The sequence below is a fragment of the Vibrio owensii CAIM 1854 = LMG 25443 genome (genome assembly GCF_000817815.1).
Taxonomy (GTDB): domain Bacteria; phylum Pseudomonadota; class Gammaproteobacteria; order Enterobacterales; family Vibrionaceae; genus Vibrio; species Vibrio owensii.
This window is the reverse complement of the sequence record NZ_JPRD01000003.1, coordinates 70,808-93,419: the sequence shown is the minus strand read 5'-3', so window position 1 is coordinate 93,419 and position 22,612 is coordinate 70,808. Positions and strand designations below refer to the sequence as shown.

Genomic DNA, 22,612 nt, shown 5'->3' with positions numbered 1-22,612 from the left:
TGTAGTAATCACAGGATAGCGGTTAAGGTTATTACTTAATCACTCCATGAATACTACATACTCGATGGGCAAATGATTTGCCCTCAATATCAAATCTAGCAAGAGTTTTATTGTTTGATGTGATATTAAAGACACCGCAATCATAGATTGTTGTGCCATAGGCCAAACTGGTACTGTGCGGTGACAAGGATAGCAATTGGCATATGAATTATTCGCTGTATATGCCGAGTCTTCAGGGAACCAAGTCCGTTCATTAATAGACTGTTTAGCCAATTTCTCACACTGTCTCGACTTGTTGATTATAGTTAGAGAAGTGATGTGAGGCTGAGTAGTGAATTTTTTGAATATTGATCGGAGATAGAAATGAGCGATTTAAAAGCAGCAGCGCTACGTGCACTAAAACTTATGGACCTAACTACGCTGAATGATGACGACACTGATGCAAAAGTGATCTCACTATGTCATGACGCGAAATCAGCAGTAGGCAACACAGCTGCAATCTGTATTTACCCTCGCTTTATTCCTATTGCTAAGAAGACACTTCGTGAGCAAGGTACGCCAGAAGTTCGTATCGCAACGGTAACGAACTTCCCACACGGTAACGACGATATCGAAATCGCAGTTGCTGAAACAAAAGCGGCGGTTGCTTACGGTGCAGACGAAGTAGACGTAGTTTTCCCATACCGCGCTCTAATGGCGGGTGATGAGAAAGTTGGCTTCGAACTAGTTAAGCAATGTAAAGAAGCTTGTGGTGACATTCTTCTTAAAGTGATCGTCGAAACAGGTGAACTTAAAGAAGAAGCACTAATCAAGAAAGCATCTCAAATCTGTATCGAAGCAGGTGCTGACTTCATTAAAACTTCAACTGGTAAAGTGCCAGTAAACGCAACACCAGAATACGCTCGCATGATGCTTGAAGTTATTCGTGACATGGGTGTTGCAGAAACTGTTGGTTTCAAACCTGCAGGTGGTGTGCGTACTGCTGAAGATGCAGCGGCATACCTAGCAATGGCTGACGAAATCCTAGGTGACAACTGGGTTGATGCTCGTCACTACCGTTTCGGTGCGTCTAGCCTGCTAACAAACCTACTAAATACATTAGAAGTATCGGACGAAGTCGCTGATCCAACAGCGTACTAATTCCAACAATACGTCTGAACGGTAGCACCAGCTTTGGTGCTACCAAACCTCTTCTATCCTACTTATACCATGGCTCAAAATGAGCTTGGGAGGCACTAATGTATTTACCACAAGAAATTATCCGTAAAAAACGTGACGGCGAAGTTCTAACAGCCGACGAAATCAACTTCTTTATTCAAGGCGTAGCAAACAACAGTGTATCTGAAGGTCAGATCGCCGCTTTTGCTATGACAATCTTCTTCAATGAAATGACGATGCCAGAACGTATCGCACTAACCTGTGCAATGCGTGATTCAGGTATGGTTATCGATTGGAGCCACATGAACTTTGGTGGCCCAATTGTCGATAAACACTCTACAGGTGGTGTGGGTGACGTGACTTCTCTAATGCTTGGCCCAATGGTGGCGGCATGTGGTGGTTTCGTACCTATGATCTCTGGTCGTGGTCTTGGCCATACAGGTGGTACGTTGGATAAGCTTGAGTCTATTCCGGGCTACAACATCACTCCGACAAACGACGTATTTGGTCAAGTAACCAAAGACGCAGGTGTGGCGATCATCGGTCAAACTGGTGACCTAGCGCCAGCGGATAAGCGCGTTTACGCGACTCGCGATATCACAGCGACAGTAGATAACATTTCACTGATCACGGCGTCGATTTTATCGAAGAAGCTTGCTGCAGGTCTTGAATCTCTAGTAATGGACGTAAAAGTAGGTTCTGGCGCATTCATGCCAACTTACGAAGCGTCTGAAGAGCTAGCTAAATCAATCGTTGCGGTAGCAAACGGTGCTGGCACTAAGACGACCGCTATCCTAACGGATATGAACCAAGTATTGGCATCTTCTGCGGGTAACGCAGTGGAAGTGCGCGAAGCGGTTCGTTTCCTAACAGGTGAATACCGTAACCCTCGTCTACTTGAAGTAACTATGGCTTCATGTGCTGAAATGTTAGTACTTGGCAAACTGGCTGAGAACACAGAAGACGCGCGTGCGAAACTAATGGAAGCGCTAGATAACGGCAAAGCGGCTGAGTGCTTCGGTAAGATGGTCGCTGGTCTAGGTGGTCCTGCGGACTTCGTAGAAAACTACGAAAATTACCTAGAGAAAGCGGAAATCATCAAACCAGTATACGCAACAGAAACGGGCGTTGTATCTGCGATGGATACTCGCGCTATCGGTATGGCTGTGGTTTCTATGGGCGGCGGTCGTCGCGTTGCGACAGATGAAATCGACTACGCGGTTGGTTTCGATAACTTCATCCGTCTTGGTGAAGTAGCAGATAGCGACAAACCTCTTGCGGTTATCCACGCTCGCACTGAAGAGCAGTGGGAAGAAGCAGCAAAAGCACTTCGCAGTGCAATCACTGTAGGTGGTGAGTACACACCAACTCCAGAGGTTTACCGTCAAATCCGTGCAGAAGATCTTTAATCGAATAAGTAATTACACAAGGCCTACTCAACCATAATAAGAGGCCGAGTGGGCCTAAGGAACGAGCAATGAAAAGAGCATTTATTTTAGTACTAGACTCATTCGGCATCGGCGCAGCTGCAGATGCAGAGCAATTTGGTGATGTAGGTTCAGACACACTAGGTCATATCGCTGACCAGTGTGAGCAAGGCTTAGCGGATAACGATCAGCGTAAAGGCGCACTTCGTCTTCCAAACCTATCTAAGCTTGGTCTGGCAATGGCACATAAAGAGTCAACAGGTCGCTTCGCATCTGGCCTAGACGCAGACGCTGAAATCATCGGTGCATACGGTCACGCTGCAGAGCTTTCTTCAGGTAAAGACACACCGTCTGGTCACTGGGAAATCGCAGGTGTGCCTGTTCTGTTTGATTGGGGTTACTTCACTGACAAAGCAAACAGCTTCCCGAAAGAACTGACTGATCGCATTCTTGAGCGTGCAGGTCTTGACGGTTTCCTAGGTAACTGCCACGCATCTGGTACTCAAGTTCTTGACGATCTTGGTGAAGAGCACATGAAGACTGGCAAACCAATCTTCTACACGTCTGCTGACTCTGTATTCCAAATCGCATGTCACGAAGAGACTTTCGGTCTAGACCGTCTACTAGAGCTTTGCCAAATCGCACGTGAAGAGCTAGAAGATTACAACATTGGTCGTGTTATCGCGCGCCCATTCGTTGGTGCTGGTAAAGGTCAATTTGAGCGTACTGGTAACCGTCGTGACCTTTCTGTTGAGCCACCATCAGCAACGGTTCTACAGAAACTTGTTGAAGAGAAGCAAGGCAACGTGGTTTCTATCGGTAAGATTGCTGATATCTACGCAAACTGCGGCATCACTAAGAAAGTGAAAGCGACAGGTATCCCTGCATTGTTCGAAGCAACGCTAGAGCAAATCAAAGCAGCGGGCGACAACACCATCGTATTCACTAACTTTGTAGATTTCGACTCAGCTTACGGTCACCGTCGTGACGTAGCAGGTTACGCAGCAGCACTTGAGTACTTCGATGGTCGCATCAACGAAGTGCTGGATATTATGGAAGAAGACGATGTGCTTATCCTAACGGCAGACCACGGCTGTGACCCAACATGGCCAGGTACAGACCACACTCGTGAGCACATCCCAGTGATTGTTTACGGTAAGAAAGTACCAGCAGGTTCACTAGGCCGTCGCGATAGCTTTGCAGACATCGGTCAAACATTGGCGACTTACTTCGGTACTTCTCCAATGGATTACGGTAAGAACTTCCTATAATTAGATAGGTTTTTGAAAACTAGGAGCTTGATTGCTCCTAGTTTTATGTTCGCAGCATGAAAATGTTGCTTGTCGGAAATGAGAATATTCTAGCTTAAGCCGCCGATAGCAGTGCGGATCGCTAGAGACAGGTTAAGGAAAAGAAACATGGCAACTCCACATATCAACGCAGAAATGGGTGCTTTCGCAGACGTCGTTCTAATGCCGGGTGACCCGCTACGTGCAAAGTACATCGCAGAGACTTTCCTTGAAGATGTAGTTCAAGTGTGTGACGTTCGTAATATGTTTGGTTACACAGGCACTTACAAAGGTCGTAAGATCTCAGTAATGGGCCACGGTATGGGTATCCCATCTTGTTCAATCTACGTGACTGAACTGATCAAAGACTTCGGCGTGAAGAAAGTGATCCGTGTAGGTAGCTGTGGCGCTGTGAACGAAGACATCAAAGTACGTGATGTTGTTATCGGTATGGGCGCATGTACAGACTCTAAAGTGAACCGTATTCGCTTCAAAGGTCATGACTTTGCTGCTATCGCTGACTACAAAATGGTTCGTGCAGCAGAAGAAGCAGCAAAAGCTCGCGGCGTAGACGTGAAAGTAGGTAACCTATTCTCTGCAGAGCTTTTCTACACGCCAGATCCAGAAATGTTCGACGTAATGGACAAGTACGGCATCGTAGGTGTTGAAATGGAAGCGGCTGGTATCTACGGTGTTGCAGCAGAGTACGGCGCGAAAGCTCTGACTATCTGTACTGTTTCTGACCACATCAAAACTGGCGAGCAAACGACATCTGAAGAGCGTCAAACTACGTTCAACGACATGATGCTAATCGCACTAGATTCAGTATTGCTAGGTGACGAAGAATAAGGACGAACAGTCTTCTATTCTTTTGCTTATCAGCATAAAAAAAACAGCCCGCATGTTGCGGGCTGTTTTGTTTTCGGAATTTGCTTTTCGAGTTACTTGGTTAGCAACAAGTTTTCGCCTTTCTTACGACGGATCGGTTGTCTGCGTAAAATCATGATGAACAACATGCCACACGCGAAGCTCATTAGTACCATCATGTACATGTAGCGATCACTCTTGCGGTAGTGGTGATCAGAAATAGCGGTGACTCGACCAGTTTCAAAGGTCACTCGCACAAAGCCAATCACTGCGCCATCCGACAACACTGGCTCAACGAGCTGTTGGCGGCCAATGGATGCGGTCGCGAGTGGGGTATCTAATCCCAACACCTCACGTACTGACAATGCTTCTTCACTCGATGCTAAGCGCACACCTTGTGCATCATAAATGGTTGCATCAAATACCAAGCGGTCTTGAGCAAGCTGGTTAGTGAGCTTGAGTAGACGTTCTTGGTCTTTATTGATGATCATCTCGCCGGCTGATAAGGACGCCTGCGAGATCAAAACTTTGGTCAGGGTTTCAAGCTGTTGTGCTTGTATTTTCTCATTACCCTTACTGATCACGACACTGTTTTTAATGGTGACAAAAAGCATCACACATAACAGGATCAAAGCCAGAATTCGTAGGGCATTCCTTACTGAGAACAAGGATTCACTCATGCTCTTTACTCGTCCATTCAAATCAAAACAAAGACTTGCCTTTTTAGCTTGTTAAGGTAACGTTTTAGCAAAGTCACAAGGGATTATATACATGGACGCGTCAAAAAGCTTGCCTATCAGAAGGCATACGACTCTTTTAAAACGACTACCCGAAACTCGCTTCGCGACACAGCTCGATAAAGCCAAGGCGAATTGGATTGTGTTTGGTGAACATCTTGAGCCCCGCAACTTCGAAGACATCGACTTCTTTACTGGCTTCTACAACCCGATTTTAGACACTTGGAAAGTTGGTCAATATGAAGTGGCTCTCATGGCGGGCAACCTTACACCAGAGCATGAAACCATTCTGAAAGGCCTAAATCTGGATTACGCCTCTCTGCAGGAAGTACCAGATCTTTCTGCTCCGGGTTTGATCGTGTTCGATATGGACTCAACCGCGATTCAAATCGAGTGTATTGATGAAATCGCCAAACTGGCCGGTGTTGGCGAAGAAGTTGCAGAAGTGACTGAGCGCGCCATGCAAGGTGAGTTGGATTTCGAACAAAGCTTACGTCAACGTGTGGGTAAACTGAAAGGTGCCGATGAAGCCATTCTTGAACAGGTACGTGGCCAACTACCATTTATGCCAGATTTCGAAGCGCTGATTGCAACGTTTAAAGCGCTTGGCTGGAAGACTGCCATTGCTTCGGGTGGTTTTACTTACTTCTCTGATTTCATCAAAGACAAAGTGGGATTGGACTTTGCGCAGTCTAACCAACTGGAAATCGTGGATGGTAAATTGACCGGTGAAGTACTGGGTGAGGTTGTATCAGCTCAGATAAAAGCGGATATCTTGGTTGAGCTTGCGGAAGAATACGAAATCGAACAACACAATACTGTTGCCGTCGGTGATGGCGCGAACGATTTGGTGATGATGGCTGCGGCAGGGCTAGGCGTTGCATATCACGCTAAACCTAAAGTTGAAGAGCAAGCGCAAACCGCTGTTCGATTTGCAGGTCTTGGTGGCGTGCTGTGTATCCTTTCTGGCGCTTTGGTTAAGCAGCAGAAAATCAGCTGGAAAGCGAAACCTTAGCTGGAGCTTCTTCCAAATTAACATAGAAAAACACCGCCATCTCGGCGGTGTTTTATTATTCCGTTAGCTCTAAGCGAACAATCACTTCTTCAGTAATGTCCTCAAATTCGCTGTAACCAACTAGGGCGGTCAGCTCTTTTTCTAACTTACTCGCTTGATGAACACCAAATTGGGTTAAGTCGCTCAAGTCTTGGCGTAGCAATGATGTCATCGGATCGAAGATCGGCGCCGTTGAAATACGTGTCGCGTAAAACTCGCCCATCATGCGCGCTTTCTTAATGAACTGAATACGCTCTTTGACGCTGGCGAAGTCTTGCTGCATTTTCGATTCAATAGCAGTGATCTTATTGCCGACTTTACTTACGCTAATATAAATGTCTTGGTGTCGAGCCTGTGCTCCATCAATACGCTTTATTGGGTCGGCAATTAATGTGTTTGAGCGTCCTTTAAAAAGGGGCTCTAAAGAATACTGCTGATTATGACCAAGGCGAGCATACAACTCGATATGTTTTGCCAACGGTAAGTTCACCCCAATTACGGGGGTCTTCACTGAAGAAGCGGCGTTTTTACTGATGAAGATTGGCGTGCTCAACGTTCGTGACAGCAACACACTGTGCAGTCTTTCTAGTAGCGCATTGCTTGGCAGCATCTCTTTCTGCGGGATCAGTTTGTCTTGGTTGTGCTCAATAATGCTGTTGAAGAAAGCGATCACTTTCATGGTCTTGCTTTGTTCATCAATCACCAGTTGGACACTTCGACCATCAGGGCTAACGCGAATGACACGGTAAGGCACCTCTGAAAGTGGCAACTTCTTATCGTAGAGTTGTAACTCTCTATAGTTTATCCGTACTTCTTGTCCTGAGCGCAGCGCGGTAGGTTCATCCAATCTGAGGCCTAAACCTCGCTTAGAAATATCCGCGGTAAAGCCAGCAGCTTTAGCGTTACCAGTATCAAGAACCAAAGGGGTTTTAAAACGGTAGCGTGGTTCTTTACGGCGAGATTGAGCATCGAAGTAAATGCCTTTTGGATTACCAAGGATTTTTCTTGGTTGCCTAAACTCATTCAAGGTGTTTGCAGGAACACGAGGTTTTTCGGTCAGCAAATAATCCTGGCCTGATTTTTCATCGGCAATTTCTTGCAAGATGCCAACGTGCGTCAGCTTTTGCGAGCTTTCGGCCAACTCAGAAGAAAACGCTGCAAGGTCTTCTTTCTCCTGTTGTGACAGCTCGAAAATCGAGATACGGAAAGCACGCCAACTTGCTCGTTTTGCTCCTAGGTGCCAGAACAATTGACGTTGTTCTCTGGTTGCCTCTGGGCGCAGCATTGAATAGAAGTAGGTTTTGCTCTCATGTTCATGAGTGAAGGAATACAACACGTTCGTTGCACCTTTCACGCCGGGTGCAATCAGAGAAGCCATTCTCTTTGGATTGAATAGCGAACCAAACACTTGTTGGTTACGTTCATCATGCCAGTATTGCCAAAGCTTTTGGTTGTTTGGCGTTAGCATTGCCAGTTTGAGTTCACTGCCTTCGAAAAACAGCGGTAGGTTACTGGTGTGCTTGAGTGCAATGTGCTCATAACCACGCGTGCGGGCACGGATGATTTTATCTTGATTGTCATGGCGAGCGCGTTTTGCCGCGCTGTTGAGTGCTTCGTCAATCACACGAGCAACGACATTCGTTTCCGTTAAACGAATGGTTCTTAAGTAACGAACGGCATCATTTTCGTAGCAATCGTCCACGGTTAAGACGCGATAAGTGATTGGCTTTTCTACGCCCACAACCTGAGATTTGCTAGCAAACTCAGTAAAAGTGACTTGGATGACTTCGCCCAAACTGTATTTGAAAGCGCTTGGAACCTTGAATTTTGCGCCTGAACTGGAAAGATCGATACTCAAACCGTGAATCACTTGCCCTTTAGGGCGGATGATTTCGACTTGAGATTGTACTTTTAAGCGCTTTTCTTGGCGTTTTAGGTCATAACCAAGGTGGACAGGTTCTGCCAGAAATGGGCTTTTCGGATCGGTCAGTGATTGTTCTTCACTTTTTCCATTGTTTTTACTCATCACGCGGAAGTTATTGCGCGTGTTGACCAAGGCTTCCCACATACCTTCGGTATAAGCGCCAAACTTCTTCAGGTTCTTGTGGTAAGCATTAAAAGCAACGTCATCCAACCAATGCGGGATGCCATCTAATAGGTATTCACGACATTCACCTTTCACTCGACCTCGTAAATCAATGCTCTTTTTACAAGGTGCCATGACACGGTTGAGTTCCATCTTAACTAGGATTTTGGCTGACGGCGGTTCACCCTCGGTCAATTGACCAAGGACAAAGTCAAAGTCATCAGTGCCATAAACAGGGATGAGTCGTTCTGCGAGCGAGAGAATTTCAGATTGCTGCATTATTTCTGTTAAAGTATGTCGTTATTCGAATTATATCGGCTAAGCAAAGCAAAACTTAAGTATATCAATAGTTCATGTCCGATAAGGTCAGACATGGCTGTGTTTGGTCACATTTGTTGAAAAAACCGAGTGTAGAAAAATCGAGGCATCATGGCGAAAGCAAAACGAGCGTATGTTTGTAATGATTGTGGCGCGGATTTCCCACGTTGGCAGGGGCAGTGTAATGCGTGTGGTGCATGGAATACGATTACCGAAGTTCGCATAGCGGCATCGCCAACTGTCGCGCGCAACGAGCGCTTATCTGGTTATGCAGGATCTGCAACGGAATCAAAAGTTCAAACTCTGTCTGAGATTGATCTGCAAGAAGTACCGCGATTCACCAGTGGCTTTAAAGAGCTCGACCGCGTGCTTGGTGGGGGCGTGGTGCCCGGCGCTGCTATTCTGATCGGTGGTAACCCAGGCGCAGGTAAGTCGACCTTGCTATTGCAGACCATGTGTTTACTCTCAGCGCAAATGCCAACGCTTTATGTAACGGGTGAAGAATCCCTTCAGCAGGTAGCGATGCGTGCTTCTCGTCTTGGTTTACCAAAAGAGCATCTAAAGATGTTGTCGGAGACCAATGTCGATAAAATCTGCCAAATCGCAGAGAAAGAGCAGCCTCGAATTATGGTTATCGACTCGATTCAGGTAATGCACGTATCGGATGTTCAGTCTTCTCCGGGCAGTGTGGCGCAGGTGCGTGAGTCAGCGACCGCTTTGACGCGCTACGCAAAGCAAAACAATGTTGCCGTCTTTATTGTTGGTCACGTAACAAAAGATGGTACCCTTGCAGGCCCGAAAGTGCTTGAGCATATTATTGACTGTTCTGTGCTGCTCGATGGTGGCACCGATAGTCGCTTCCGTACACTTCGCAGTCACAAAAACCGTTTCGGTGCAGTGAATGAGTTAGGTGTATTTGCCATGACGGGACAGGGACTGAAAGAGGTCAACAACCCATCGGCTATCTTCCTTTCCCGCGGTGAAGAAGAAACTTCGGGTTCTTCTGTTATGGTGGTATGGGAAGGCACGCGCCCTCTATTAGTAGAGATTCAAGCGCTGGTGGATTATTCGCAACTTGCCAACCCTCGTCGTGTTGCCGTTGGTTTGGAACAAAACCGCCTCTCTTTATTACTTGCTGTCCTGCATAAGCACGGTGGCCTTCAAATGACTGACCAAGACGTATTTGTGAATGTCGTCGGTGGCGTAAAAGTGACAGAAACCAGTGCTGACCTTGCGTTAGTTATGGCGCTTTTGTCGAGCTTCCGCGATCGCCCATTACCGAAAGATGTGGTCGTATTTGGTGAGGTTGGCTTGGCGGGTGAGATTCGCCCTGTGCCAAGTGGACAAGAACGCTTAAATGAAGCATTCAAGCATGGCTTTAAGAAAGCAATCGTCCCTGCGGCAAATATGCCTAAAGGTGGCATTCCTGGTATGCAAATCCACGGCGTGAAAAAATTATCAGAAGCGATTGAAGCATTTGATGAGTTGTAAACGCCATTTTGTGCCCCAATTTAAGGGGTAACAATAATGTTGAATCTGTCCTCATTATTATCGAATAGAGCACACAAATTGCTAAGTTTGACTATTATTTGAGGACGGAAAATTTACGTTAAAATTTTTTTTCTTCCATCCGCACGCAAGGGTATCAGTATTGACAGAATGTGATATACTCTGCGCGCACTTTATACCTTATTAACAGAGTAAGACAATGACTGATTTATCAAAATACAGAAACATTGGTATTTTTGCTCACGTAGACGCGGGTAAAACTACCTCTACAGAGCGTATCCTAAAGCTAACTGGTAAGATCCATAAGATCGGTGACACTCACGACGGTTCAACTACTACTGACTTCATGGAGCAGGAAGCTGAGCGTGGTATCACAATCCAGTCTGCAGCAACAACTTGTTTCTGGAACGATCACCGTCTAAACATCATCGATACTCCTGGACACGTTGACTTCACTATCGAAGTTTACCGTTCTCTAAAAGTACTTGACGGTGGTATCGGTGTATTCTGTGGTTCTGGTGGTGTTGAGCCTCAGTCAGAAACTAACTGGCGTTACGCTGACGAATCACACGTATCTCGTCTGATCTTCGTTAACAAACTAGACCGTATGGGCGCTGACTTCTACAAAGTTGTTGACCAAGTACAAAACGTTCTAGGTGCTACTCCACTAGTAATGACTCTACCTATCGGTATCGAAGAAGATTTCGTAGGTGTTGTTGACGTACTAAGCCAACAAGCTTACGTATGGGACGAGTCTGGCCAGCCAGAGAACTACGAAGTTCAAGACATCCCAGCTGATCTAGTTGAGAAAGCGGCTGAATACCGTGAAATGCTAATCGAAACTGCTCTAGAGCAAGACGAAGATCTAATGATGGCTTACCTAGAAGAAGGCGAAGAGCCATCTCTAGAAGACATCAAACGTTGTATCCGTAAAGGTACACGTGACCTAGCATTCTTCCCAACTTACTGTGGTTCAGCGTACAAGAACAAAGGTATCCAACTTATTCTTGACGCGGTAGTAGATTACCTACCATCACCAACAGAAGTTGATCCTCAGCCTCTAACTAACCCAGAGACTGGCGAACCAACTGGCGAAGTTGCACTTGTATCTGAAAACGAGCCGCTAAAAGCGCTTGCATTTAAGATCATGGACGACCGTTTCGGTGCTCTAACGTTTATCCGCGTTTACTCAGGCCGCATGAAGAAGGGTGACACAATCCTTAACTCTGCAACTGGTAAAACTGAGCGTATCGGCCGTATGGTTGAGATGCACGCAGACGAGCGTAACGAAATCGATTCAGCACAAGCTGGTGACATCATCGCTGTAGTTGGTATGAAGAACGTTCAAACTGGTCACACTCTATGTGATCCTAAGCACGAATGTACTCTAGAACCAATGATCTTCCCAGATCCAGTAATCTCTATCGCAGTTAAGCCTAAAGATAAAGGCGGTTCTGAGAAGATGGGTATCGCGATCGGTAAGATGGTTGCAGAAGATCCATCATTCCAAGTAGAGACTGATGAAGAGTCTGGCGAAACTATCCTACGTGGTATGGGTGAACTTCACCTAGATATCAAAGTAGATATCCTAAAACGTACTTACGGCGTTGAGCTAGAAGTAGGTGCTCCTCAAGTTGCTTACCGTGAAACAATCACTCAAGCAATCGAAGACAGCTACACGCACAAGAAGCAGTCTGGTGGTTCTGGTCAGTTCGGTAAGATCGACTACCGTATCAAACCAGGTGAAACTGGTTCAGGCTTCACGTTCAAATCAACAGTTGTTGGTGGTAACGTACCTAAAGAATTCTGGCCTGCAGTTGAGAAAGGTTTCGCATCTATGATGGAAACTGGTGTTCTAGCTGGCTTCCCAACTCTAGACGTAGAAGTTGAACTATTCGACGGTGGTTTCCACGCAGTTGACTCTTCAGCTATCGCTTACGAAATCGCTGCTAAAGGCGCATTCCGTCAGTCTATGCCTAAAGCTGGCGCGCAACTTCTTGAGCCAATCATGAAAGTTGACGTGTTCACTCCAGAAGATCACGTTGGTGACGTAATCGGTGACCTTAACCGTCGTCGTGGTATGATCAAAGATCAACAAGCTGGTACTACTGGCGTACGTATCAAGGGTGATGTACCTCTATCAGAAATGTTCGGTTACATCGGTACTCTACGTACTATGACTTCTGGCCGTGGTCAGTTCTCTATGGAGTTCTCACACTACTCGCCATGTCCAAACAACGTTGCTGAGCAAGTAATTGCTGACGTTAAAGAGCGTAACGCTAAGAAGTAATTCTTAAGTTAACTCTGTAAGACATCAAAGCCCCGCCTAGTGCGGGGCTTTTTACTGTCTGTCGGTAAACCCAATCTATGGGGCCTTCCTGCATCTATTACTGACTTTATTCTTCTTTTAACTGAATCGTTTCAAAATCTCGGACAGTACTGTGTTCGAAATCAGCAATCTCTTCTTTTATCCACTGGCTAAACAGCTGTGCTTTTTGGCGCTTTAAGTAACCGGTTGGCGCACAAAGGTAATACGCGTATTTCGGTTGTATGCCTATGTCTCCAATTCTTACCAGTTTTCCTTCTTGGATATATCGATAAGCCAAACTGTGCTTAACCAAAGCTACGCCTTGCAGTGACAAAGCGCCTTCTAAAACCAAATGTGAACCACTGTATTTGAGGGTTGGCTTCGCCGCTTTATGGCCTAGTGTATTGAGCCACAAGTTCCAGTCTAAATCCGGCCAGAGGTCTTCGATTAATTCTGCTTTATCTAAATCTTCAACGCTGTAGATGCCGTGCTCTTTTTGGTAAATCGGATGGCAAGCAGGGTAGAAAACTTCATCCATCAACCACTGTGATTCAAGGTTCGGATAGTCGCCATGCCCATAGCGAACGCAAAGGTCTATCTGACTGTCTTGAAATGACACCAACTCGTTGGTTGGCTCCATCAGTAAAGAAATATCGGGGTGACGCTGCCGAAAAGCGGTGATTCTTGGTACTAACCAATGGTGTGCAAAAGAGGGTAGCGTAGAGATGGAGAGGTGATTCGGGTTGGGATCTTGGTTAATCAATCGCACACCTTGCTGAAGGTGGTTGAATCCTCGCTCAGCTTGGGCAAAGAGTAAATCCCCCTCTGCGGTAAGGAGTATCTTTCGATGTTGGCGGACAAATAAGTCGGTACCGAGAAACTCTTCCAACTGACGTATCTGCTGACTAATCGCGGCTGGTGTGACAAATAAGTATTTGGCAGCGGCTTTAAAACTGCCTTCCTTTGCCGCGATGTAGAAGTAGTACAGCCCTTGTAACGGAGGCATACGTTCTTTCACATTAGTTTTCCTTAACTCAGTGTCAGATTCTATCGTTTGAGAATAGCAGGGTACTCACTGATTATTAAGTGGTCAATGTGAATGAATCGAGGAGGATATATGAACAATGCAACGCAAACCTGTGGCCAGTTAGCGTCGAAGCCACGCAAGAGTTTAGTTCAGTATATCTTTTCCAAGTTAGCCCTATGGAGAAAGAACTACCGTACACGACGTCATTTGTCTGAGTTACCTCGCCACCTTTTGGATGATATCGGTTACAACGAAACCGAAGTCCAAAAGGAAATTCAGAAACCGTTTTGGCGGGATTGAACTTTAGCTAAACAAAAAGCCAGCGAGTAATCTAACGCTGGCTTTGTATTCGATAGTGTCACCTTTAAGGCATGGCTTTTACTTCAACCGTTATCGTATCTTGGTATTTACCGGCTCGGGCAAAGTCGATATTGCCTAATGTCACTTCAAGTGGCACTCCCCAGCGTTTGGTATTCTCATTATTAGAGAAGGTATAAACCGATTGCTGGTTTACTAGAGCGTTGTTGAATCGCAACGTATATGGGATGGTAATGTAGGGCTCCGATTTCTGCTTCAGTTCACCATATTTTTGTTTCACCACAAGCCTGACATTTGAGTTTGAAAGAAGATCGAAATCAGAGCGATAGGTTCGGTTAGATTCTAAATCGCCAAGCTGAAAACGATAACCTGAGTTGCCAGAACGCTGTAGATTTGGTGCGTTTGGTACAGAGTTGAAAGCCACAAACGCTGGCACTTTGAGTTTCACTTTCGCATTTTTTGTCTCTTGTTTTCTGTCTAAAGAAATAGATGCTTCCAGAAGTCCGTTGTAGTTGCCAGATGCTGCTACTTTAGCCTCTGGAACCTTTATCCAGAACTTGGTTCTTTGGCTATTATCCAAGGGCAGTTGAAACCCTTTATTTGGAAAGTGACTCAATTGCCGAAAGTTTTTGTCCAGAATGGTCAGAGGCAAGTTCGTTCCAATGGAGCTTAAGTAGCTTGATTGCTTGTTGTTGACCGAGACCATTGCCATAGGAAATCGACAGCTCTGAATATCGCGTGATAACTCCAGATAAACCGGAATGTAAGCGCCTAAGTCACGTTTAAATTCAACGTTACTTCGGTCAACGTTTAGTGTCCATTTGCCACTGCATTCGGCCCAAACTGGTTGAGATAACATGGCTAAACCGAACACTGAGAGTTTGAATAAGTGTTTCATGGTTTATCCCTCTTTAATAAGTAAAGTGGGTAGATAAATCAGATTTTCATTGGTTTCTGGGACGTTCAGTTTGGCTGGGCTAAAGCCATCAATCATGATGGTGTAGCTGCCCGGTGCAACGCCTTCCACAACAAATCTACCTGATCGGTTAGTGAAAAAGTCATACGTTTTTTGTTGTCCAACTAACTGACCTTGGAAAAGTTTTAATGGCTTTTTAGGTCCGAGTTCAATCGTGCCAATAATGGTTTTCGACGCTGCTGAACCTATTTTTATTAGATGACCAGTTTGTGAACCTGGCGTGATGTTGTACTCGTGGTCGCCAAAGTCATAGCCGACAGGAGCATCCGGTACGTTGATGTAAATGCTGGATAACTGATGCCCACCCGATAATTGAACGGCATTATTAATTGTAGAAGTTGAGATTGCTTCTGCAGGATCATCAGCGACCGCATTTATTTCTACGTCTGCATCTAACGAGTCATGAACCGCGACGATGGCCACTGGACCATTGATCGGACGTGACCAAGCCAAGTTACCATCAGCTAAGGTCAGTGCTGTACTGGCTCGTAAAGACGCCGTTTGATAGCTGTCCGCATTATCAAACTCTAGGTGTGAGACTTTGGCATCGGTGATAAAGCGGTTAGCAACATAATTGCCCTCGACCGAATACGTTTGAGAATCCGCATCGCCTTCCGCTGTAAGCGCATAACCATAGCTGCCAGTGTAATCGTCGGATGGGCGTTGGAATTGCGCTCGGTAAGTATCGGGTTCGTTTGAGTAGGAGACGTTCGCATTGTACTGGCCATCAATAGAGTTCCAATCCCAGTCAGCAGAGAAGATGAAGCGAGTTTCATCAATGTTGTCATTGGGGTTTTCTTCTTTTTCTACACCAGCAGAGAGTGATAAGTTGAAAATCTGCCAAGCAATCTCAGAAGAAGCCAACCATTCGACCTCTTCTTCTTCAAAGTCACGATAATCTCCGCTCAATATTAGATTGAGATCATCCGTAATCGTGAACACGTAATTAGAAAATACGCGCAAGCCAGTGCTTGGATCTGCAAACTGCCAAGGTAAGGCAAAATACTTATCTTGGTACTCAACACCAAGGCGGAAGTTAGGTGAGCCATAGCTATCCGTTCCCCACAATTGATGGGAATAATCCAAGCTGTAGATACTGCCCGTTTCGTCATTAGGGTTGTTGTTTTGTGCAGAAGCTCGAACGCCTAAATTCCCCCAATCCGAGCCGATAGTCGCGATCACTCCGAGTTGTTGTCCCTCAGGATGATAAAGGCCATTTACACCAAGTGTTAACGTATCGCTGATACCATAGTCATAGTATCCAGATGTGATCCACTGCTCGTCATCGTATTTAAAGTTGTTGTCATCAATTGTTGAAGCCAATCCTGAGTAAAAACCAAAGTCAGAAATGCCTTCACGCAGTAAGCGGGAATTAAAAAATTGACTGTAAACGATGGTATCCGTTCTGCCTGATTGATAGCTAATGTCTAAGCGTACGTCATTCGTACCGGAAACGAGAGGTAAATCATCAAGTGTGTATCGACCAGGCGGCAATCGGATTTCAGTGAGAAAAATATCATTGATATAGATTTCGACATCGGCACTCTCATTTAGCACCAAAGGTTGTGTGCCACCATTTTGGATGTTTCGAGTTGGTTGTAAGTCTTGATACAAACGTTCAAATGCGACCCCGCCCATAGGGGTACTAGGAAGGTGCCCTGCGCTTGTTTGGGTGACATCACCAAAGGTTAGTCGCCAAGGAGTGCTAGGTTCATCAAAGAAAAGGCGAGCCTCACCGCGATACACATCAGAGTCAACATCGTTGCCGCCAGTGACGAAACCAGAGACATCAATATTTGCGCCTCGAACGCCACCAATATTGGCTCGGACTAACCATTCTCCAAGCCAAGTTTGCGTATCTTCGGCGTTAGAATCGCTGAATAACGTGTAATCTGTGCTGGCGTTCAGTGTATTTTGCATTGTCCAGAATGCACTTTCCGAATACTGGGCGGGCTCATATTTACTGCCAAAAGACAGCAAAAACTCTGCCGCCGCAGATTCATCAATGACCAGATTAATGCTTTGTTCGGAAGAGTCGAAAGTGGCATTAATGCCCATACGATCCAACTGCTCAACCGTAATGTACTCTCCGGAGAAGTCTCGTAGTGCGGTAAGTGTCTCACCATTTATCAGCTTCTCTACTGATTGAGCGAGTTGCTCTACGTTGATTGAGCCTACGGTCATGCCGTCAGAATAGGCGTCTACTTCGCCGATAGTATTCTCACCCCAAGTAACGGGAAATGGGAACAACCAACTCTGTGCAATCGCCGTTTGCATGGCCGTGACTAAGGTGAGGCATAGAATGAGATTTTTCATAAAAACCTCATTAGTCTATTGTTTTAACAGAAACTTTTTTTGGTTGCCCTAAATCACTTGGCAAAGTGTATTTCACTGTCGTGCCTGGCATTAGGTAAGCGCTTGTCTTTTTGCTTAACACTTCCCAATCGACGGTTTTGTTTGCTTTGCCACCAGAGAAGTTAAACTCCATACCGTTCATGTTTAGTACACGTTTACCATCGTTTCTGATTGAAACCTGATTGTTTTGGATGGTAGCGGTTGGAATCGACTTGCTAGATGCCGGAGAGACAAAGGCTAAGGTGGCAAACTCTAACAGCATAGAAATTGAACTGTCATCGTCATTTTCTTCGACTTGGTTTTCTAATTCGATTTGGGTAAAGACGATACGGTAGGTAACAGTTTGTTTAATCGAACCTTTTGGCATGTGGCGTACACGGAAAGTTTGAGACTTTTGCCCTGCAATTTTGGCTTGAGGAGGGAGAATAAGAAATTCATCCTCAGATGGAGTCAATACCTCTTCGCCTGTAGAGAAATCAGCTTGGTAGACATTTACTTCTAGAAGAATTGGTTCTTCTTCTACATTGGTCACTTTGTACAATCCTTGCGAGTTCCGGCCAACATCATCGAGTTCCAGATAGATCGGGCTTACCTCATATGCGAAGAGTAGAGAACTGAATAGTAAAGAAAATAGAAGAGTGGTGAACCTAGCCATAGATATTTCTCCCTAAAACAAACTTGGCTCGATAACCGAGCCAAGTTTTATTCCATCTATAAAGCATTGTATCTTTGTTACATTACAGGGCCTGATGCAGCAAGGCTCACTTTGATACGACCTTTATATTTACCTGCTCGTGCAAAGCCTGAATCTTCAGGTTTCACATAAATTGGATGTTTGTTGATTTTGTTCACCAAATGCTCGCCCACTGATGGAATTGGCGATGCCATTTGTTCCATACCATGGTGGTTTTTGGTGTTCGCAACCGTTTCTGAACCAATTTTTACTTTGTAGTTAATTTTCTCCCCCATGTTGTGCTTGGTTACGCCGCGTAATTTGTAAGCGGTTACTGAGAAGTCCAGATCAGTACCGTAGTTACACCAAGCTCGTAAGTTACCTACTAGCACTTTCTTGTTATTGAAACCGTTGTCCCACGAATCAGAATGTACTTTGTTTGCTTTACGCAGAACGTTGTTCTTAACATCTTTCTTACCAATTCGTAGTAGACAGCGTTTTGGCACTCGACCTTCGATTCGAATGGTTTTTTGGTCAGTTTTGCTCAGTGTTGTAAAGTCCACTGGGTTGTTAAACTGAACCGCAGAAGCGCCAAAAGAAAGTGAAGCGGCTGCTGCAGCTATTGCTGAAGCTAGAAGTAACTTTTTCATAACTCAATCCCTCGTTAGTAATGAATGCATATCGTTGCATCGCTCTACTAGCTTATGAGGGGAGGAGTCTCTCAACCTCACCGACAAAGGTGAGATGATGTTATTAGTTAGGGTGAAAAAGGGGTGAACTTGGTTCAACTCAATTTGATTTCACCCTGACTAATGTTCAATCAATCAATAATCCTTTTTAATTTCTTATAGTTAGCTTAGAACTGTTCTTTTGCCATTGCCATTAACTCGTAGCGAGAATGTACATCCAATTTATGCAATACGTTGGACGCATGCGTCTTGACGGTATTCACGCTCACATTTGAGTGCCTAGCTATCTGCGTATTGGAGAGGCCTTGAAGCATGAGTTTGCACACTTCACTCTCTCTTTTAGTGAGTAAGAATTTAGAGCTGAGTTCTTCAGCTGCGACGACTGGGTTTTCTGTGCCCTGCTGATAGTGATGAATGGCTTTATTTAAGATGTGACGTGGGAACCAAACATCACCATTCGCAACCGCGGAGACGGCTTTAGGTAAGAGTTCTAGCCCATGACAGATTTGGCCAGAGTAGCCTTTCTCAAGCCATTCTAGTGATGTTTGTGAACTAACGTTGACTGCTATCCATTTCTCATCTCTTTCATTCGGGGCGATACCGTAGCGTTTTGGACAAGGCATGGTCTGTACGTCGAATAAGATAATGGTGTTGATGGTGTCTTCATCCATTTGGGTGAAGCGATCGCTATTGACGAAATTGACATATGGAAAAGAAACTTTGATCAAGTCGCGAATCACCCTTGAGTATGAATTATCACGACTCAATAGGTGGACAACAAAATGCTGAGTACTGAATTCCATGGCAAATATTCCCTTAGGTCTAGATTTTAAAATTGTTATTAACCTAGTTCTCAACGCGTTGATGTATAAAGTATTTATTGAATAGACTGCTGTGCTCGATTCATATGTGTTCATAATTTGTTGAGCATGAATGCGCTCATAAATCATGTGCACTTGTATTAGAAAAGATTAGTACCATATGACTAGAATACAAATGTCGAGAAGACAATCGGTTAGGGAAATTGGCAGAAATTCTTGAAAAAGATAAGTATGAAAAGGTATGAGACAAGTCACCCCAGAAGAACTGAAAGGTCAGTCTCTGGGGTGAAGTTAGGGTGAACTGGCATCAAACTGAGGGGTTACAAGTCTTCCTCCCACACCACTAAATCGCCTTTTGGCCAGTTGTGGCCGATCTCGTGGTATTTCTGCTCAAGCACATGACGCTTAATCTTCAAGGTTGGAGTTAACACGCCATTCTCGATGCTCCATGGGTCTTTGATCATCAATACCCCTTTGATCTGTTCGTGAGATTCAAGCTCTTGGTTCATCCGATCGATCACTTTACGTGTGGTTTTTGCGTAACGCTCTTTGTCGAAGTTCGGGAAGTCATGTGGCACAACCAACAAGATTGGACCGGGTAGACCTAAACCGATCAAACACATCATCTCTACGCGACTGTATTCGAACAGTTTCTTTTCGATAGGCACAGGAGCGACGAACTTACCTTTCGATGTTTTGAAGGTGTCTTTCTTACGACCTTGAATGGTGAGGTAACCGTCGGCATCGATCGAGCCGATATCACCTGTATGTAGCCAGCCGTCCGCGTCAAACGATTCTTGGGTAGCAATGTCATTCTTGTAGTAGCCAGAGAACAAGCCTCTACCACGTACCATGATCTCATCATCGTCAGCGATTTTAAGTTCAATGCCAGGGCCTGCATTACCGACTGAGCCAATCTTATCTGCGCGGAACGGATAGTTCAGTGTGCTGTAGGCGAAGGACTCTGTCATCCCCCATGCTTCGGTGATGTTCAAGCCAACGCTTCGATACCATTCCAACAATGCTGGTGAGACAGGTGCAGAGCCACAACCAAGAACTCGTGCTTGGTCTAAGCCAAGGCCATCGGCAAGCTTTTTCTTGATCAAAGAATTGACGAAAGGAATCTTCAACAGAATGTTGAGCTTTTTCTGAGGAAGTTTGTCTTGGATACGCTGTTGGAACAACGTCCACAAGCGAGGTACAGAGATAAACAGCGTCGGACGATGCATCTTCACATCTTCGATGAAGGTATCGAGCGATTCTGGGAACGCCGTCGTCACGCCACCCATGATGGATGAGCCGAAGATGTAGACACGTTCGGTGATGTGCGCAAGTGGTAAGTAAGAGAACAATCGGTCGTTTTCTTGAATGTCGATATGGTTGATGAGTTGTTGAACTGACCAACTGAACGCACCATAGGTGAGCATTGCGCCCTTAGGTAGGCCAGACGTACCAGATGTGTAAACCAGAGACATCAGTTTGTCGTCGTAATGCTGCGGGCGTTCTTCACTCGGTTCAGCGTTAGCGATCAGCTCTTTAAACTGATACTGGCAGTTTGGCGCGGTATCGTAAGGCAGTGCGATGCTAATGATATCTGGCATCGCGTCAATCACTTGTTGCGTTGCTGCAGGGTCATCAAGCTTACCGCCGATCAGTGCTTTACTCTCACTGTGGGTGAGGCAGTACTCAATGGTATCGGCACCCGCCGTCGGGAAAATAGGCACACTAACGTAATCGCCAAGCATCATGGCTAAATCACAGATGAACCATTCTGCACAGTTTTTCGAGACTAAGGCCACTTTATCGCCTGGCTGTACACCAAGGTTACGTAAAGCGCTGACAAGCCTTAACGCTTGATCGGCAACTTCCGCATAAGTGAACTCAACGAACTGTCGGTTGATGATTTGTTTTAAGTAGACTTCATCTGGGCGTTCCGCTGCCCATTTGAGAATCATTTCATTTGGTGGTGGGAGAGCGCAAGTCTGTTCACTTAACTCGTTAGGCTGAATCATTCTCTAACTCCATGTTAATCGCAGGGTTTGTTGTTGTTAATTTAATGTTAACAATAGCATGGGTGAGGTTGTTTGGGGAAAGAAAAAGTAACAACTTGTTGTTAGGGATCACAGCTTATGACTTCTATGGACTAAAGTACGGTTTAATTGATTCTCAGAGTGTATCAATCACTCGCTTTTGATAGTGGTGATAGAGACGCATGACTTTTTCTACGTAGTTTCGAGTCTCTTCAATAGGCAGAGTTTGGGTGAGTCGAAAGTAAAGTTCGTCTTCTGTGAGTCGATTCATTTCTGAAGAAAATTGAGGCAGTGACTGAGTGTAAGATAGATAACGCATTAGGTTCGACAACCCACAGTTGTAAGCCGCAATGGCCAAAAGCATTTTGTTTTGCTCGGATCGCACCGAGTGTAAGTAATCGGTTTTGAGAATGTGTAAGTAAGCCGCCCCTGTATCTATATTAAAGTTCGGCTCGAACAACTCATTACGTGAAATTTTTCTTCCGAAGTACAGCTTTTGAGAGACTTCCAACGCACCGCCGTTTTGCATAACCTGCATTAAGCCAATGGCATCTTTGTGTGAGACCGCATTTGGGTTAAAGGCGCTTTCAGTATGAATAATTGCCAGTAGCAAGGCAGTTTCTATTTTCCATTGCGTAGCGGCTTCAGAAATCATGGGTAAATATTGTAAAGCGGCAGGAGAGGTGGGTTTGGTCACCTTATTGTAAGCTTTGGCTTTTGTCGGTCCGGTTGTGCCTCTTAGCTCCACCACTTGCGCTCCTGAGCGTCGAGATACACTTGGCATTGTTTTCAGTTTGAGCTTTTTCTCTTGGAGAGAGTGACGGTTTTGCTGGTTGAGTGTTTGCTGTTCGACCTTGGTCATTTTTGCATTGGCTTGAGGGTACACAGCCAGAGCCATCGAAGTCAGAATCCAGATGAGACCTTTCTGAGCAAGCGCGAGTTTGATTCGTTTGAAAGCCGCAGCCATAAC

18 protein-coding genes are annotated in these 22,612 nt (G+C 45.4%); 8 read left to right on the top strand and 10 right to left on the bottom strand.

The features are described 5' to 3' along the window. Window positions 1-363: 363 nt before the first annotated feature. From deoC to deoD, 4 genes are all read left to right on the top strand, one after another. On the top strand, window positions 364-1,140 hold the full coding sequence (deoC, locus tag H735_RS00770) for a deoxyribose-phosphate aldolase (RefSeq protein ID WP_020193897.1): 777 nt from the start codon (window positions 364-366) through the stop codon (window positions 1,138-1,140). A gap of 98 nt (window positions 1,141-1,238) precedes the next feature. Beyond that, window positions 1,239-2,567, top strand: a complete 1,329-nt coding sequence (gene deoA / locus H735_RS00765) for a thymidine phosphorylase (RefSeq protein WP_020193898.1) — start codon at window positions 1,239-1,241, stop codon at window positions 2,565-2,567. Between the two features lie 68 nt (window positions 2,568-2,635). Continuing rightward, window positions 2,636-3,856 carry a phosphopentomutase gene (locus H735_RS00760; protein ID WP_020193899.1) on the top strand — a complete coding sequence of 407 codons (1,221 nt, stop codon included), beginning with the start codon at window positions 2,636-2,638 and terminating at the stop codon, window positions 3,854-3,856. Between the two features lie 147 nt (window positions 3,857-4,003). Continuing rightward, window positions 4,004-4,723, top strand: coding sequence for a purine-nucleoside phosphorylase (gene deoD / locus H735_RS00755; RefSeq protein WP_005439515.1), 720 nt, complete (start codon window positions 4,004-4,006; stop codon window positions 4,721-4,723). A gap of 92 nt (window positions 4,724-4,815) precedes the next feature. On the opposite strand, the gene H735_RS00750 is transcribed toward deoD, so the two are convergent. Continuing rightward, window positions 4,816-5,421: a YtjB family periplasmic protein gene (locus H735_RS00750; protein WP_027726522.1), complete on the bottom strand. Its 606-nt coding sequence runs from the start codon at window positions 5,419-5,421 to the stop codon at window positions 4,816-4,818. A 91-nt stretch (window positions 5,422-5,512) separates the two neighbouring features. Here H735_RS00750 and serB point away from each other — a divergent pair, with 91 nt between their 5' ends. Next, window positions 5,513-6,493 (top strand): phosphoserine phosphatase, encoded by a 981-nt coding sequence (gene serB, locus H735_RS00745; RefSeq protein ID WP_020193901.1) that lies wholly within the window; start codon window positions 5,513-5,515, stop codon window positions 6,491-6,493. Between the two features lie 55 nt (window positions 6,494-6,548). Here the strand turns inward: serB and H735_RS00740 are convergent, their stop codons facing one another. Further along, window positions 6,549-8,897: a PilZ domain-containing protein gene (locus H735_RS00740; RefSeq protein WP_020193902.1), complete on the bottom strand. Its 2,349-nt coding sequence runs from the start codon at window positions 8,895-8,897 to the stop codon at window positions 6,549-6,551. A 150-nt stretch (window positions 8,898-9,047) separates the two neighbouring features. Here H735_RS00740 and radA point away from each other — a divergent pair, with 150 nt between their 5' ends. Further along, a complete protein-coding gene (gene radA / locus H735_RS00735) occupies window positions 9,048-10,427 on the top strand; it encodes a DNA repair protein RadA (RefSeq protein WP_020193903.1) in 1,380 nt (459 codons plus the stop codon). Between the two features lie 217 nt (window positions 10,428-10,644). Beyond that, complete coding sequence (gene fusA, locus H735_RS00730; RefSeq protein ID WP_005439525.1) at window positions 10,645-12,735, top strand: elongation factor G; 2,091 nt, start codon at window positions 10,645-10,647, stop codon at window positions 12,733-12,735. Between the two features lie 106 nt (window positions 12,736-12,841). Here the strand turns inward: fusA and H735_RS00725 are convergent, their stop codons facing one another. After that, the gene (locus H735_RS00725; RefSeq protein ID WP_020193904.1) at window positions 12,842-13,771 is read right to left on the bottom strand and encodes a LysR substrate-binding domain-containing protein; all 930 of its coding nucleotides are present in this window, start codon (window positions 13,769-13,771) and stop codon (window positions 12,842-12,844) included. Between the two features lie 99 nt (window positions 13,772-13,870). On the opposite strand from H735_RS00725, the gene H735_RS00720 reads away from it, so the two are divergent. Further along, window positions 13,871-14,080, top strand: a complete 210-nt coding sequence (locus tag H735_RS00720; RefSeq protein ID WP_020193905.1) for a DUF1127 domain-containing protein — start codon at window positions 13,871-13,873, stop codon at window positions 14,078-14,080. A gap of 64 nt (window positions 14,081-14,144) precedes the next feature. Here the strand turns inward: H735_RS00720 and H735_RS00715 are convergent, their stop codons facing one another. From H735_RS00715 to H735_RS00685, 7 genes are all read right to left on the bottom strand, one after another. Next, entirely contained in the window at window positions 14,145-14,996 is an 852-nt protein-coding gene (locus tag H735_RS00715) for a hypothetical protein (RefSeq protein ID WP_020193906.1), read from the bottom strand. A gap of 3 nt (window positions 14,997-14,999) precedes the next feature. Continuing rightward, window positions 15,000-17,390 carry a fimbria/pilus outer membrane usher protein gene (locus H735_RS00710; protein ID WP_020193907.1) on the bottom strand — a complete coding sequence of 797 codons (2,391 nt, stop codon included), beginning with the start codon at window positions 17,388-17,390 and terminating at the stop codon, window positions 15,000-15,002. Window positions 17,391-17,400: 10 nt separating this feature from the next. Beyond that, a complete protein-coding gene (locus tag H735_RS00705; protein ID WP_020193908.1) occupies window positions 17,401-18,084 on the bottom strand; it encodes a fimbrial biogenesis chaperone in 684 nt (227 codons plus the stop codon). 77 nt (window positions 18,085-18,161) lie between these two features. Next, window positions 18,162-18,752, bottom strand: a complete 591-nt coding sequence (locus H735_RS00700) for a hypothetical protein (protein WP_020193909.1) — start codon at window positions 18,750-18,752, stop codon at window positions 18,162-18,164. A 206-nt stretch (window positions 18,753-18,958) separates the two neighbouring features. Then, a complete protein-coding gene (locus H735_RS00695) occupies window positions 18,959-19,594 on the bottom strand; it encodes a response regulator transcription factor (RefSeq protein ID WP_020193910.1) in 636 nt (211 codons plus the stop codon). Between the two features lie 338 nt (window positions 19,595-19,932). Further along, window positions 19,933-21,624, bottom strand: a complete 1,692-nt coding sequence (locus H735_RS00690) for an AMP-binding protein (protein WP_020193911.1) — start codon at window positions 21,622-21,624, stop codon at window positions 19,933-19,935. Window positions 21,625-21,778: 154 nt separating this feature from the next. Beyond that, a complete protein-coding gene (locus tag H735_RS00685; protein ID WP_020193912.1) occupies window positions 21,779-22,609 on the bottom strand; it encodes a transglycosylase SLT domain-containing protein in 831 nt (276 codons plus the stop codon). Window positions 22,610-22,612 lie beyond the last annotated feature (3 nt).

Excerpts from the sequence above, each read along its gene's own strand:
- deoA (WP_020193898.1), top strand. The coding sequence starts at position 1,239 with ATGTATTTACCACAAGAAATTATCCGTAAAAAACGTGACGGCGAAGTT.
- H735_RS00710 (WP_020193907.1), bottom strand. The coding sequence starts at position 17,390 with ATGAAAAATCTCATTCTATGCCTCACCTTAGTCACGGCCATGCAAACG.
- fusA (WP_005439525.1), top strand. The coding sequence starts at position 10,645 with ATGACTGATTTATCAAAATACAGAAACATTGGTATTTTTGCTCACGTA.
- H735_RS00685 (WP_020193912.1), bottom strand. The coding sequence starts at position 22,609 with ATGGCTGCGGCTTTCAAACGAATCAAACTCGCGCTTGCTCAGAAAGGT.
- radA (WP_020193903.1), top strand. The coding sequence starts at position 9,048 with ATGGCGAAAGCAAAACGAGCGTATGTTTGTAATGATTGTGGCGCGGAT.
- serB (WP_020193901.1), top strand. The coding sequence starts at position 5,513 with ATGGACGCGTCAAAAAGCTTGCCTATCAGAAGGCATACGACTCTTTTA.
- H735_RS00715 (WP_020193906.1), bottom strand. The coding sequence starts at position 14,996 with ATGAAACACTTATTCAAACTCTCAGTGTTCGGTTTAGCCATGTTATCT.
- H735_RS00720 (WP_020193905.1), top strand. The coding sequence starts at position 13,871 with ATGAACAATGCAACGCAAACCTGTGGCCAGTTAGCGTCGAAGCCACGC.
- deoD (WP_005439515.1), top strand. The coding sequence starts at position 4,004 with ATGGCAACTCCACATATCAACGCAGAAATGGGTGCTTTCGCAGACGTC.
- H735_RS00700 (WP_020193909.1), bottom strand. The coding sequence starts at position 18,752 with ATGAAAAAGTTACTTCTAGCTTCAGCAATAGCTGCAGCAGCCGCTTCA.
- deoC (WP_020193897.1), top strand. The coding sequence starts at position 364 with ATGAGCGATTTAAAAGCAGCAGCGCTACGTGCACTAAAACTTATGGAC.
- H735_RS00750 (WP_027726522.1), bottom strand. The coding sequence starts at position 5,421 with ATGAGTGAATCCTTGTTCTCAGTAAGGAATGCCCTACGAATTCTGGCT.
- H735_RS00705 (WP_020193908.1), bottom strand. The coding sequence starts at position 18,084 with ATGGCTAGGTTCACCACTCTTCTATTTTCTTTACTATTCAGTTCTCTA.
- H735_RS00760 (WP_020193899.1), top strand. The coding sequence starts at position 2,636 with ATGAAAAGAGCATTTATTTTAGTACTAGACTCATTCGGCATCGGCGCA.
- H735_RS00695 (WP_020193910.1), bottom strand. The coding sequence starts at position 19,594 with ATGGAATTCAGTACTCAGCATTTTGTTGTCCACCTATTGAGTCGTGAT.
- H735_RS00740 (WP_020193902.1), bottom strand. The coding sequence starts at position 8,897 with ATGCAGCAATCTGAAATTCTCTCGCTCGCAGAACGACTCATCCCTGTT.
- H735_RS00690 (WP_020193911.1), bottom strand. The coding sequence starts at position 21,624 with ATGATTCAGCCTAACGAGTTAAGTGAACAGACTTGCGCTCTCCCACCA.